Annotated in this window: 13 protein-coding genes; 8 read left to right on the top strand and 5 right to left on the bottom strand. The window is 66.6% G+C overall.

Features of this window, described 5'->3' with window-relative positions:
- Positions 1–31: 31 nt before the first annotated feature.
- Entirely contained in the window at positions 32–1,648 is a 1,617-nt protein-coding gene (locus tag ACQP2D_RS05385) for a TerD family protein (protein ID WP_433685541.1), read from the top strand.
- Between the two features lie 31 nt (positions 1,649–1,679).
- Complete coding sequence (locus tag ACQP2D_RS05380; RefSeq protein ID WP_433682606.1) at positions 1,680–1,802, top strand: hypothetical protein; 123 nt, start codon at positions 1,680–1,682, stop codon at positions 1,800–1,802.
- 12 nt (positions 1,803–1,814) lie between these two features.
- Here the strand turns inward: ACQP2D_RS05380 and ACQP2D_RS05375 are convergent, their stop codons facing one another.
- A complete protein-coding gene (locus ACQP2D_RS05375; RefSeq protein ID WP_433682605.1) occupies positions 1,815–2,471 on the bottom strand; it encodes a TetR/AcrR family transcriptional regulator in 657 nt (218 codons plus the stop codon).
- A 232-nt stretch (positions 2,472–2,703) separates the two neighbouring features.
- Between ACQP2D_RS05375 and ACQP2D_RS05370 the strand changes: the two genes are divergently transcribed.
- The 4 genes from ACQP2D_RS05370 (at position 2,704) to ACQP2D_RS05355 (ending at position 7,999) form a co-directional block, all read left to right on the top strand.
- A complete protein-coding gene (locus ACQP2D_RS05370; protein WP_433682604.1) occupies positions 2,704–4,239 on the top strand; it encodes an amino acid permease in 1,536 nt (511 codons plus the stop codon).
- 222 nt (positions 4,240–4,461) lie between these two features.
- Positions 4,462–5,211, top strand: coding sequence for a DUF1989 domain-containing protein (locus ACQP2D_RS05365; protein WP_433682603.1), 750 nt, complete (start codon positions 4,462–4,464; stop codon positions 5,209–5,211).
- Positions 5,208–5,828 (top strand): urea amidolyase associated protein UAAP2, encoded by a 621-nt coding sequence (locus ACQP2D_RS05360; RefSeq protein WP_433682602.1) that lies wholly within the window; start codon positions 5,208–5,210, stop codon positions 5,826–5,828. Before ACQP2D_RS05365 ends, ACQP2D_RS05360 begins: the two co-directional genes overlap by 4 nt.
- Positions 5,829–6,067: 239 nt before the next feature.
- On the top strand, positions 6,068–7,999 hold the full coding sequence (locus tag ACQP2D_RS05355; RefSeq protein ID WP_433685540.1) for a 5-oxoprolinase/urea amidolyase family protein: 1,932 nt from the start codon (positions 6,068–6,070) through the stop codon (positions 7,997–7,999).
- A gap of 6 nt (positions 8,000–8,005) precedes the next feature.
- Here ACQP2D_RS05355 and ACQP2D_RS05350 read toward each other — a convergent pair whose 3' ends face one another.
- Together ACQP2D_RS05350 and ACQP2D_RS05345 are read right to left on the bottom strand one after the other, a co-directional pair.
- The gene (locus ACQP2D_RS05350) at positions 8,006–8,158 is read right to left on the bottom strand and encodes a hypothetical protein (RefSeq protein ID WP_433682601.1); all 153 of its coding nucleotides are present in this window, start codon (positions 8,156–8,158) and stop codon (positions 8,006–8,008) included.
- Positions 8,159–8,244: 86 nt separating this feature from the next.
- Complete coding sequence (locus tag ACQP2D_RS05345; protein WP_433682600.1) at positions 8,245–9,399, bottom strand: epoxide hydrolase family protein; 1,155 nt, start codon at positions 9,397–9,399, stop codon at positions 8,245–8,247.
- Positions 9,400–9,462: 63 nt separating this feature from the next.
- On the opposite strand from ACQP2D_RS05345, the gene ACQP2D_RS05340 reads away from it, so the two are divergent.
- Positions 9,463–10,413 carry a helix-turn-helix transcriptional regulator gene (locus ACQP2D_RS05340; protein ID WP_433682599.1) on the top strand — a complete coding sequence of 317 codons (951 nt, stop codon included), beginning with the start codon at positions 9,463–9,465 and terminating at the stop codon, positions 10,411–10,413.
- A 167-nt stretch (positions 10,414–10,580) separates the two neighbouring features.
- Here ACQP2D_RS05340 and ACQP2D_RS05335 read toward each other — a convergent pair whose 3' ends face one another.
- Entirely contained in the window at positions 10,581–11,555 is a 975-nt protein-coding gene (locus ACQP2D_RS05335; protein WP_433682598.1) for an NAD(P)-dependent alcohol dehydrogenase, read from the bottom strand.
- A gap of 141 nt (positions 11,556–11,696) precedes the next feature.
- Here ACQP2D_RS05335 and ACQP2D_RS05330 point away from each other — a divergent pair, with 141 nt between their 5' ends.
- A complete protein-coding gene (locus ACQP2D_RS05330) occupies positions 11,697–12,356 on the top strand; it encodes a TetR/AcrR family transcriptional regulator C-terminal domain-containing protein (protein WP_433682597.1) in 660 nt (219 codons plus the stop codon).
- On the opposite strand, the gene ACQP2D_RS05325 is transcribed toward ACQP2D_RS05330, so the two are convergent.
- A complete protein-coding gene (locus ACQP2D_RS05325) occupies positions 12,357–13,103 on the bottom strand; it encodes a type 1 glutamine amidotransferase domain-containing protein (protein WP_433682596.1) in 747 nt (248 codons plus the stop codon).
- Positions 13,104–13,165: the final 62 nt, after the last annotated feature.

The raw sequence follows: 13,165 nt of genomic DNA, 5'->3' as shown, positions 1-13,165 counted from the left end.
GCCGAGGTCGTATACCTTGGCAGATGTGTCGATGATGAAGGGCGCCAATGTCGTGGTGTCGATGTCTTCAGTCCGCGTCGAGCTGGGATGGCAGTCAGGTCAAGGGGTTCCGGACGCGGATGCCTCGGCACTCCTACTCGTTTCCGGGAAGGTGCGCTCGGACAACGACTTCGTCTTCTACAACCAGCCGAATCATCCGTCCGGCGCGGTGCGGCACGAGGGTAAGCGGCAGGGGCCGACAGTAACTGACACACTGGCGGTAGATCTGGCGCAGGTCGAACCGCAGATCGACACGATCGTCATCGCGGCCTCCGCGGATGGCGGCACCTTCGGGCAGTTCCGTGGACTGTATGTGCGGGTGTTCGATGCGGTGAGCGGCGCGGAGGCGGCGCGGTTCGACAGCCCGGGTGCCAGTTCCGAGACCGCGTTCGTGCTCGGGGAGTTGTATCGGCGGCAGGGCGCGTGGAAGTTCCGGGCGGTCGGGCAGGGGTATGCGACCGGGTTGGCCGGGCTGGCTACCGATTTCGGGATTTCGGTTGATGATGCGGGGACCGGGCAGCAGTCGAGTGCGCCGTCATATGCCCCGCCGCAGCAGCCGAGCACGCCGGCACCGGCACCGCAACAGCCGTACACACCACGAGCCGCAACGCAACAGCAGTACGCGCCGCCGCCGACACCGCAGCCATACACGCCACCGCCCCCGCCGCAACAGCAGCATGTGCCGCCGCCGACACCGCAACAGCCGTATGTGCCACCAGCTACTCCGTACACCGCGCCTGCGCAGCAGCAGTACGGCGCGCCGCCGCCCTATCCACCTCCGGCTCCGCCCGGATTCCCGCCGAATCCGGTATCCCAGCCTTACCCGGCGAGCCCGACTTCACAGCCTTATCCGCCTGACCCGACGCCGCAGCCATACGCACCCAACCCGGCGTCGCAGCCGTACCCGCCGCCGACGATGCCCAACCAATTCACCGCGCCGCCTGCGGGTTCCGCCTCGACGGGCGCGCCGGTCAACCTCGGCAAGGTGTCGCTGACGAAGGAATCGCCGACGGTCTCGCTGACCAAACACGGCGCGACCGCGGGCACCATGCGGGTCAACCTGAATTGGACCACAGCGCAGACCGGCGGTGGCGGTCTGTTCGGCCGTAAGCGCGCCAGCAGCCTCGACCTCGATCTCTGCTGCTTTTTCGAATTGGCCGACGGCAGAATCGGATCGGTTCGTGCCCTCGACCGTTCCTTCGGCGCACTGGATCGGCCGCCGTTCATCCGGCTCGACCAGGACGACCGGACCGGTGGCAGCGCGACCGGCGAAAACCTCGATATCAATCTCGACTACACCGCGCAGTTCCGCCGGATTCTGGTCTTCGCCTCGATCTATGAGGGCGCGAACAACTTCCAGGGCGTGCAGTCGACCGCCACACTGTACCCGCGCAATTCGTCGCCGATCGAAATGATCATCGGCGGCTGCCACGACGATTCCCGCGATGTGATCCTGGCGCATATCGAGAATGTCAACGGTGAGCTGATCGTGCGCCGCGATGGCACCTTCATCCGTCCGCCCGCGGGTCGGCCCGGCGGCGGCATCCGCGAGATCGCGCGAATCTACAACTGGGCCTTCGAGTTCAAGGCGACCCGGGGCAAAGACTAGAGTCGGTCGAAACGATTGCGGGGGTGAGCTCGTGGTGCGGCGCGAAGGCGTATTCCTGCCGCGCCCGACCGATCCGTCGATCTTCCTCAACCAGGCCGTCAACCTGGCGTATGGCTGGGGGATGGCGTGGGTGCGGGTGGACGGAAAGTCCTGACTCGCAGGAGGTTCAGGGCGCCAAGTGCTGGAGTAGTTCGTGTGCGTCGGCGCGGAGTCGGTCCAGATCGCCGGACCAGCCGAGCATTCGCATGACCGCGTCGGGAATGGCGCGTTCCGCGTGCGCGGGCGCGCTGCCCGCGTCCGAGCGGATATTGATCACCGTCTCGACGAGCCGGAACGGCAGGCCCTCGGCCCCGGGAACATCCGCCTCGGCACTGACCGCCGCCGCCAAAGTCTCGTAGTGCCCGCGTAGTTCGTCGCGGCGCAGCCGGAAGGCGGCGAAGCGTTCGGTGCGCAACTCCGGTAGCAGATACAGCGCACCGAGGTTCCAGTGCGCCGCGCACAGCTGGCGCACATCGAACCAGGCGAGCGCGTACAGCCTGGTGTGCGCGGGTTCGGGCACCTCGCGCAGGCGTTCGGCGAGTTCCAGTGGACCCGCGATGGTTTCGGCGAGCAGCGCGTCGAGGATGTCGTCCTTGGCGGCGAAGTGGTGGTAGAGCGAGGCCTGCCGGATCCCGACCGCATCCGCGACCGCGCGGGTGGAGGTATTGGCATAGCCATTGGTGGTGAAGAGCTCGCCGGCGGCGTCGAGGATCTCGTCGCGCGGCGTCCGACCGCGACGGGGCCGCTGGTCGAGACGGGGACGGCCGGGACCGAGATTGGGCACGACGTCATTCTGGCATCGCGTCCTATACGACCATCCGCCGCCATAGCGATCAGACCGGTCTGGTCGTTCTGAGTCGATCGCCGAGGCGTGAGGTTTCTGTCACTCGATAGAAATCCGGGCAACGCAGAAGTTACCGGCGTTCCCGGAAGCGATACACAGGGGACACCGAAACCGCGATCGCGAACGCAAAACTGTCATTCGATAGGTATTGGCCGCTCGCGAAGGAACCCCCATGGCCACCACAGTCGACTCAGTCGCCCCCGTACTCCCGTCCCCCGATATCAGCCGGGACAACGCCGACCTCGCAGGCTTCGGCTATCAACCGGTACTGCACCGCAAACTGGGCCGCTACGCCTCGTTCGCGGCCGGATTCTCCTTCGTCTCCATCCTCACCACCATCTTCCAGTTCTTCGGCTTCGGCTATTCGTTCGGTGGTGCGGCCTTCTTCTGGACCTGGCCGATCGTCTTCGCCGGACAGTTCCTCGTCGCACTGAACTTCGCCGAACTGGCCGCGCGCTACCCGATCTCGGGCTGTATCTACCAGTGGTCGCGGCGGCTCGGCGGGGAGGTCGTCGGCTGGTTCGCCGGGTGGATGATGGTCATCGCGCAGATCGTCACGGCCGCGGCGGCGGCGATCGCACTGCAGGTGGTGCTGCCCTCGATCTGGAGCGGATTCCAGATCGTCGGCGACGATTCCGCGCTCACCTCGACCTCGGGCGCGACCAATGCGGTACTGCTCGGCAGCATTCTGCTGGTGATCACCACGCTGATCAATGTGATCGGCATCGATCTGATGGCCCGGATCAATTCGATCGGGGTCACCGTGGAGATCGTCGGCGTGCTGGCGATCATCGCGCTGTTCTTCACCCACACCGAACGCGGGGCGGGTGTGGTGCTGCACACCGATCAGGCCGCACCGGGGCCGTATTGGGCGGCCTTTCTCGTCTCCGGTCTGATGGCCGCCTACGTGATGGTCGGATTCGATTCCGCCGGTGAGCTTTCCGAGGAAACCAAGAATCCGCGCCATGTCGCTCCGCGCACCATCCTGACCGCGCTCTCGGTCTCCGCGCTCGGCGGCGGACTGCTGCTGCTCGGGGCACTGATGGCCGCGCCGAGCCTGGACGACGGTGCGCTGTCCACCGAGGGGCTGGCCTATGTGCTGACCTCGAAGCTCGACAGCCCAGCGGGCAAAGTTCTGCTCGGCTGCGTCGCGGTGGCGATCACGGTGTGCACCTTGGCAATTCAGACCGCGGGCTCGCGCCTGATGTTCTCGATGGCGCGCGATGGCAAGTTGCCCTTCGCTCGTCGCCTGGCCGCGGTGCATCCACGTTTCGGCACCCCGGTGCTGCCCTCGGTGATCATCGGCGTACTCGGCATCGGCCTGCTCGTACTCAACCTCGGCAATGCCGCGATCTTCGCCACCCTGGCCAGCGTGTGCATCGTGACGCTCTATCTGGCATATCTGCTGGTCACGGTGCCGCTGCTGGTCCGGCGGATCCGGGGCTGGGACAGCGACTCCGCACTGTTCGACCTGGGCCGCTTCGGCATTCCGGTCAACGCACTCGCGGTGGTGTGGGGCATCGCGATGGCGGTGAACCTGGCCTGGCCGCGCGCCGAGGTCTACACGCCCAATGGCGGCGGCTGGTGGATGCTCTGGGCCGCACCGCTTTTCGTGCTGGTGGTGATCGCCGTCGGTGTTGTCGTGCACCGCGTGGTCAATGCCGGGCCGACGACCGAAAGCCTCGAGCCAGCAGCTCAACCCGCCTGACCGATCAGTGCGCGGCGGTGGGCCGAACACCCTCCGCCGCGCACCATCCCGACCGCGCGAGGGACCCGCGCACCATGCCAGACCCACCGCAACCACGGAATACACACTCCGCCACCGACAACCGATCTACGCCAGCCCATCCGCCTACTACTCCGTGCGAGCACAGCCGCTGCACCGAGCGACGGTTCGGTCGCCCGATGTACCGCACCGAAAGGATCAACGATGACCAGCACAGCCTCGACCACTGGAGCACGGGCACATGCCCGGGCGCAAGCGGCCGTCGCGGAGATCGCGGGGCCGGAGCTGCCCGATGACGTCGCGGCGGCGAAGATCACCTTCGCGCAGCGGATTCCGTTCGGTGGGTACGCGAATATCGTGCTCGGTCGCGGGACCAGGATTCGGTTACGCGATGTGGCCGGTGCCGCGTGCGCGCATCTGCTGCTGCTGCGCGCCGACGCACCGTGGGAGCGGCTCAATGTCGCCGACACCGTGAAGGTTCCATGGCAGGCCTATCTCGGCAGCGGGCATCCGCTGCTCTCGGATCAGGGCCGGGTGCTGGCGACCATCGTCGCCGATACCTCCGGCCACCACGACACGCTGTGCGGACCGACGCCGCAGGCGCGCGGGCTGCTGCGGCTGGCGGGAGCCAAACAGGGCCTGGAGCCGCGGGATATCGCACCGACCGTATCCCTCTTCCGCGGCGTCCGCGTCGAATCCGATGGCGCGCTGACCGCGACCGGCAGTGCCGCGGCGGGCGCGTCGGTCGATCTGGTCATCCACCTGCCGGTGGTCCTGCTCGTCGCGAACACCGCGCATCCGCTCGATGACCGGGCCGCGACCGACCTCGATCTCGTCACCTGGTCCGCGCCGGAAGAGCTTGCCGATCACCATAATTCCGACCCGGAGTATCTGCGGGCGGTCGAGAACACCGAACAGGCATGGACGGCCGCGACTCTGGAGGTAGGGGCATGACCTCGGCACCGACCCGCATCATCGTGCTCGACGAAACCGTGCCGGCACGCGCGCCATGGTCGACCGTGGTCCGCGCGGGTGATCAGCTCGAAATCATCGACCTGCACGGCAATCAGGCCGTCGACTGTCTGCTGTACTCGGCCGCCGACCACACCGACCGCTACAGCGCGCAGGCCACCATCACCGCGCAGCGCAATATCTTCCTCGGCACCGGCAGTGTGCTGCGCACCGATGCGGGTACCGCGCTGATGACCGTCGTCGCCGATGAGGTCGGCAATCACGACACCATCGCGGGCGCCTGCTCCCAGGAGTCGAATACGCTGCGCTACGGTCACCACACCCGCCACCAGCACGCCTGCGTGGAGAACTTCCTCGCCGAGGCGCTGAAATGGGGTCTCGGCAAACGGGATCTGGTCTCGAATATCAACTGGTTCATGAACGTTCCGGTCGAGGCCGACGGCACCCTGGGCATTGTCGACGGACTGTCCGCTCCCGGAAAGAAGGTCACCCTCCGCGCGGAGATCGACACCCTGGTGCTGGTGTCGAACTGCCCGCAGATCAACAACCCCTGCAATGGTTTCGATCCCACGCCGGTGCGCATGGTGGTGACCCGATGACGGTGACCAACTTGTCGGCGAACGGTGCGACAAATCCGATTGGATCGTCGGGGCTGCCGACCGACAAACGCTTTCAGTCGATCAGCGGCACGGAGACCCGCGGACAGATCCCAACCGTCGCGATGGCCGATCGGACAACCGCGATAGCGGCTACTGCGACCGGATCGGATCACACGAAGGGCCACGACCTCGAGGCAACCGGCGACGCCATATCGCGAATTGAAGTGCTGCGGCCGGGAATGCTGACCACCGTGCAGGATTGGCCGGGACGGATCGGGTACTGGCATATCGGGGTGCCCCCGTCGGGGCCGATGGACGACCTGTCGTTTCGACTCGGCAATCGAGTGCTCGGCAATGCCGAGGGTGCGGCGGGACTGGAATGCACCCTCGGTGGCCCCGCGCTGAAATTCTCCGCACCGACCTGGGTATGCGTCACCGGCGCGCCGGCCGATGTCACCGTGAACGGGACCGCCGTGCGGCAGTGGCGGACCGTGCTGGTTCCGGCGGGCGGGGTGCTCGAAATCGGCGCGGTGCGCGGTCCGGGCATGCGCAGCTATGTATTGCTCGCGGGCGGCATCGAACTTCCCGAATATCTGGGCAGCACAGCCACTTTCACGCTGGGCAAATTCGGCGGCGGCACCGGCGATGCCCTGCGGGCGGGTGACACGCTGGAGCTGGGCTCGCATGTCGGTCGAATCGCGAAGGCGGTGCCGATGGAGCAGCAGCCGGTGCTGTCGCGACGCTGGGAACTGGCAGTCACCGAGGGGCCACACGGCGCACCGGAGTTCTTCACACGCAAGGACTTCGACACCATTATCGGCACCGACTACGAAGTGCACTTCAACTCCGATCGCACCGGTGTGCGGCTGATCGGCCCGAAACCGGAGTGGGCCAGGACCGACGGCGGCGAGGCGGGCCTACATCCGTCCAATATCCATGACACCCCGTATTCGGTGGGGGCACTGGACTTCACCGGTGATACCCCGATCCTGCTCGGCCCCGACGGTCCCAGCCTCGGCGGCTTCGTCTGCCCGGTGACCGTGGTCGCCGCCGACCGGTGGAAGCTCGGCCAACTCTGCCCCGGCGACAGCGTGCGGTTCGTTCCGATCCGTGCCGAGCACGCCGCCTCGATACGGGAACTCGGTCCGGCTCGGCGCGCGGCCTGGCCCGCCGTGCTGTCCCCCGGTGGCGACGGCGATGACGGTGTCTTGCGCCGCGCCGATGTCGACGACGAGATCGGCGTGACCTACCGCCGCCAAGGCGATGACGCCGTGCTCGTCGAATACGGCACCATGACACTGGATCTCGGCCTGCGCGCCCGAGTACACGCCCTGCACCAACATCTGCTCGCGCTCGGCCTACGCGGGGTTACCGAACTGACGCCGGGGGTACGGTCCCTCCAGATCCGGGTGGATCCAGCGATCCTGCCGGTGCGCGTGCTGCTGGACTTACTGGCCGAAGCCGAAGTGCACATCCCCGCCGCAGATCAACTCGTGGTGCCGAGTCGCACCGTTCATCTGCCGCTGTCCTGGGACGATCCGTCGACGCGCGAGGCCATCACCCGCTACATGCACGGCGTGCGCGCCGATGCGCCATGGTGCCCGTGGAATATCGAATTCATCCGGCGGATGAACGGATCGGCCTCGGTGCGGGAGGTGTACGACACCGTTTTCGGCGCCGAATACCTGGTGCTCGGCCTCGGCGACGTCTACCTCGGCGCGCCGGTCGCGACGCCGACCGATCCGCGCGACCGCTTGGTCACCACGAAATACAATCCGGCCCGCACCTGGACTCCCGAGAACGCCGTCGGCATCGGTGGGGCCTACCTGTGCATCTACGGTATGGAGGGGCCGGGTGGCTACCAGTTCGTCGGCCGCACCACCCAGGTATGGAGCCACCACTCCGACAAAGACGAATCCCCGTGGCTGCTCCGCTATTTCGACCGGATCCGCTGGTACCCCGTCGACGCCGACGAACTTCTCGACCTGCGCGCCGATTTCGCGGCGGGCAATGTCGAGGTGCGGGCCGAGGACGGAGAGTTCGCCCTCGCCGACTACCGGAAGTTCCTGTCCGACAATGCCGAATCCATCGATGAGTTCCGCGCGCGGCAGGCCGATGCGTTCGCCGCCGAACGCGACTCCTGGCGGAAGGCGGGCGAACTCCCGGCCTGACCGGTATTACCAGCCGAAAAGCTCGGCCAGATCGATGGACTCGTCGTCCCAGACTTCCTCGATATGGCGGCGCTCGGCCTCCGGCAGCTCCGGTGACCAGCCGCAGCGCCGCCAGAAGTCCTCTCGATGTTCCGGAGTAATCCTTCTCGGCTCGCTCATGGCGCTCACCCCTGCGTTGCCGCGGTCCTGCTGCCATTGATTGTGGGCCTGTTCCGGCCGCGACATGCCGGAACAGGCCCACGTTTTCAGCGCAGATCGCGGAAGAACTCGCGGATATCGTTCGTCAGTATCACTGGTTCCTCCAATGCCGCGAAGTGTCCGCCGTGATCCACATCGATCCAGCGGGTGATGGTGTTCTCGGGCTCGCTATAACGTCGAATGCAGACATCGTGGGCGAACAGGATGGCCGCGGTCGGCACGCCGGAGTTCGGCCGCGGCGTACCCCAAGAGCCGCCATTCGCGTACCCGACATAGGCGGCCGAGCCCGCGGTGCCATTGAGCCAGTACAGCATGACATTGGTCAGCAACCGGTCCCGGTCGATGATCTTGTCCGGGTCCACATTTCGCGGATGCGTCCACTCCCGGAACTTGTCCATGATCCAGGCCAGTTGGCCGACCGGGGAATCGGTCAGGCCGTAGGCCAAGGTCTGCGGGCGAGTCGACTGGATGGCGATATAGCCGAATTCCTCCTGCATGAACGCCGCGATGCGGCGAATGCGGTCGCGTTCCAGATCGGTCAGGCTGGCCAGTTCGTCCTCGGAGAGCTGCTGCGTCGGAATCGGTCCCGGACCGCCGCTGGTGTGCACGCCGACAACGTTTTTCGGTGCCACCCGGCCGACCTGCGGACTCACCGACCCACCGAGATCGCCGCCCTGTGTGCCGTAGCGCTCGTAGCCGAGTCGGCGCATGAGCTCGGCCCATGCCTCGCCGATCCGCGCGATGGACCAGCCCGCCTCGGAAACGGGTCCGGAGAAGCCGAAGCCGGGCAATGAGGGAATAACCAGGTGGAAGGCGTCGGCCGGATCGCCGCCGTGGGCGCGCGGGTCGGTGAGCGGTCCGATCATGTCGAGGAATTCGACGACCGAACCGGGCCAGCCGTGCGTCATCAGCAGCGGGAGCGCATCGGGCTCGGGCGAGCGGACGTGCAGGAAGTGGATGCGCTGTCCATCGATCTCGGTGGTGAATTGCGGATAGCTGTTGAGCTGGGCCTCGGCGGCGCGCCAGTCGTATTCGGTGCGCCAGTAATCGACCAGTACGCGCAGCCAGGCGGTCGGAACGCCGGTATCCCAGCCGTCGCCGGGCAGCGGTGCGGGCCACCGCGCATTGTCGAGACGATTGCGCAGGTCATCGAGCTGCTGCTGCGGGATTTCGATGCGGAACGGAGTGATCTCTGTGCTCATGAGAACCACAGTATGAGCCACTTAGGACAGCTTCAGCCCTAGGTCTGCGGCAGACTTTCAGCCATGTTGGAGACCTCCGCGCGCCTGCTGCGTTTGCTATCGCTATTGCAGACGCCCCGCGATTGGACCGGCACCGAACTCGCCGAACGGCTCGAGGTCGATGTGCGCACGGTGCGCCGCGATATCGATAAGTTGCGCACCCTCGGCTATCCGGTGGACGCCACCGCCGGTGTCGCGGGCTATCGCCTCGGTGCTGGCGCGAAGCTGCCGCCGCTGCTGCTGGACGACGATGAGGCGGTGGCCGTGGCCGTCGGGCTGCGCACCGCGGCGGGCGGCACCATCGCGGGCATCGAGGACAGCTCATTGCGCGCGCTCACCAAATTGGAGCAGGTGCTGCCGTCACGGCTGCGCCACCGGATCAGCCTGCTCCAATCGGTCACCGTCACCGTGCCGTCCGCCGGACCCACCGTCGACCCCGATGTGCTGACCGCCGTCGCCGGCGCCATCCGGGACAGCCACCGCCTGCGCTTCGACTACCGAACTCACAGCGGCACCACATCATTGCGCACCGCCGAACCGCACCGCCTGGTCCACAGCGGCCGCCACTGGTACCTCGTCGGCTGGGATATCGACCGCGCGGACTGGCGCACTTATCGCGTCGACCGCATGCACCCCCGCATCCCCACCGGCCCCCGGTTCACACCACGCGAACCGCCGGAAACCGATTTGGCCCACTACATCACCAGCGGCACAACGACTTCCCCCTACCGCTACACCGCCCGCGTCACCCTGCTGGTACCCGCCCAGGTCGCCGCCGAGCGCGTCGCACCGACCGTCGGCGTCATCGAGGCGATCGACGACCGATCCTGCCTACTCCGTACCGGTGCCAACTCCCTGGACGAACTCGCCATCTACATAGCGACTTTCGGATTCGCCTGCCGAATCCACGAACCCCCGGAACTCATCACCCATGTCCGTGAGCTCACCAGCCGCCTCACCGAAGCCATCGCATAGGGGTCGGTTGAAACGGCCGCGGTCTCGACAACCGCCTAGGGCACGGCGAGTCCGGCGATGGTAAGCGGCCGGGCGGATTCGGCCTCCGCCCGGACACCTCACCGAACGCCGCGAATCCGTCCTTGCGGGGCCGCCCGTCCGCGAGATACCGACGCCCGGACCACCTCCTATACGAGGATGACCGTTTTTCCCTGGGCGTGGCCCTGGGCAACGTGCGCCACCGCGATGGCGGCGTCGGACAGCGGGTAGCGGCCTTCGATCAATGGTTTCAATTCTCCGCGCTCGGCGAGGTCCGACAGGAAGGCCAGATCGGCGCTGCGGGGACGCATGAGCAGTGGACGTAGCGTCTGGGTGGCAAAGATATTGGCGAGCAATACTTTTGCGATCCAGATGATCGGGCCGAGCCAGTTGCCGCCCGGCGCGCCTGCCGAGGAGACGAAGACACCCTTGGGGGTGAGGACGCGTCGGCAGTCGGCCAGCGAACGGTTGCCGATCAGATCGAGGATGACGTCGTAGCGGTGCTGTTGGCGAGCGAAATCCGCAGTGGTGTAATCGATTACCCAGTCGGCGCCGAGGGTGCGGACGACCTCCCGGTGGCGGGTGCTGCAGACCGCGGTCACTTCCGCGCCGAGGGCCTTGGCGATCTGAACGGCGAAGGTGCCGACGCCACCGGAGGCACCGTTGACCAGCACGGACTGCCCGGCGCGCAACTGTCCGACCTCGCGCAATCCCTGCAGTGCGGTCATACCCCCATCGGGCACGGCCGCGGCATCTTCGAAGGTGAACCCGGCCGGTTTGGGCGCGAGAGTATCCACCGGGACGCGAACGTATTCGGCGAATGCGCCGGATACCACCGCGCCGTAGACCTCGTCACCGATGCGAAAGGTCCGCACATCGGGTCCCAGCGCGACCACTTCGCCCGCCAGGTCATGTCCGATCACCCGGTACTTGGGTCGACGAATACCGAAGCCCAGCAGGCGAATCAGATATGGCTTCCCGGTGAGCAGATGGACGTCGCCTTGGCACACCGCCGCCGCACGCACCCGGACCAGCACCTCGCCGGGACCGGGTTCCGGACGATCCACCACCTGCGCCCGCAGCACCTCGCTGGAACCGTACTTCGGGGCCACGATCGCGTTCATCGTCGCCACCCCGCCATTCGACCGGACCGCCCGCGCTTGCGACATAAGACTTCCTCACCTGCGATTTCCGCCGTACTTACAGTGTAAGTGCGATACCGAGGACGGTACGCTTACGGCGTAAGTACGTCAAGGGAGGGACCGATGGCCGAGAAACCCGCCAGCGCGACCCGCACGCCACTGAACCGGGATCGCGTGCTGCGCACCGCCGTACAGTTCGCCGACGAGCACGGGCTCACCGCGCTGTCCATGCGCAAGCTCGCGCAGGTGTTGGGTGTCGAGGCGATGTCGCTCTACAACCACGTCAGGAATAAGGACGATCTGCTCGATGGCATCGTCGACCTGGTCGTAGCGGAGATCGAGGCCCCCGCGATCGGCGGCGACTGGAAGACGGCGCTGCGCAAGCGCGCCGCCTCGGCGCACGAGATGCTGCGGCGCCACCCCTGGGCCACCGGCCTCATCGGCTCCCGGCTCAATGTCGGTCCGGCGATGCTGCACTACATCGATGCCACGGTCGGCTGTCTGCTCGCGGCGGGCTTCACCTATCAGCAGGCCGACCGGGCCTGGAACGCGCTCGACAGCCACATCTACGGATTCACCCTGCAGGAGCAGAATTTTCCGTTGGAACCCGCCGAATACGCCTCCGCCGCAGCGGAATTCCTGCCGCTCATTCCGGCCGAGGAATACCCGCATATGAACGCGCTCGCCGAGCGCGTCATCGCGGGCACCCACAACGGCGTGGCCGATTTCGATTTCGGCCTCGAACTGATCCTCGACGGCCTGGAGCGGCTCAGGGGCGCCTGATCAGACGCCGAGCGCTTCGATGACCAGCCGGGCCGCCGCCGCGCCCGAATACTGCTGCTGCCCGGTGATCAGGTTGCCGTCGCGCACGGCGTGGGACTTGAAGCGGCTCGCCACAATGAAGTTGGTGCCGTCGAGTTTGCGTGCCTCATCCTCGATGCGGAAGGGCTGGATGGTTCGGCCGACGAACTGGTCGGCGTAGTCCTCCTCGGAATTGGCGAAGCCGGTCCAAGTGCGGCCGCTGACCACCGGATTCCCGTCCGGAAGTGTCGCCTTCAGCAGCACACAGGTCGCATGGCACACCACCGCGACCACCCGGTTGGCAGCGACCCGTGACGCCACCAGGTCGTGAATGCGCACGTCATCGACGAACGTGTACATCGGCGCCTGGCCGCCGACCAGGAACACCGCATCGTATTCGTCGGGGTCGACGGTGCCGAGGGCACGTGTATTCGCCACCAAGGCGGCATGTTTCGGGGAGGACAGGAAGCCGAGGCTGATCAGATCATCGGCGCTGTAGCCGGTTTCGTCACGCGGGTCGCTCCAGGAGTCGGCGACCAGCGCACCACCGTCCGGGCTGGCGATATCGACCTGGAAGCCGTGTTCGACGAATTCCCAGTACGGATGGGAGAGTTCGGCCCACCAGAATCCGATGGGCCAGCCGGTCTGCCGGGAGACCGACGGATTCGAGGCCACGATCAGCACTCGTTTGGGCTTGTCCGGGTTCAGTACATCGACAGATGCGCTCACCGATTACACCTTTCGTCCGGGCCGGGCGGTTCGTCGCCCGCGCGGACCATTGTGCAGCGCGA

The organism is Nocardia sp. CA-119907, assembly GCF_050955995.1.
Classification (GTDB): Bacteria; Actinomycetota; Actinomycetes; order Mycobacteriales; family Mycobacteriaceae; genus Nocardia.
This window is presented reverse-complemented; position numbering and strand designations above follow the sequence as displayed.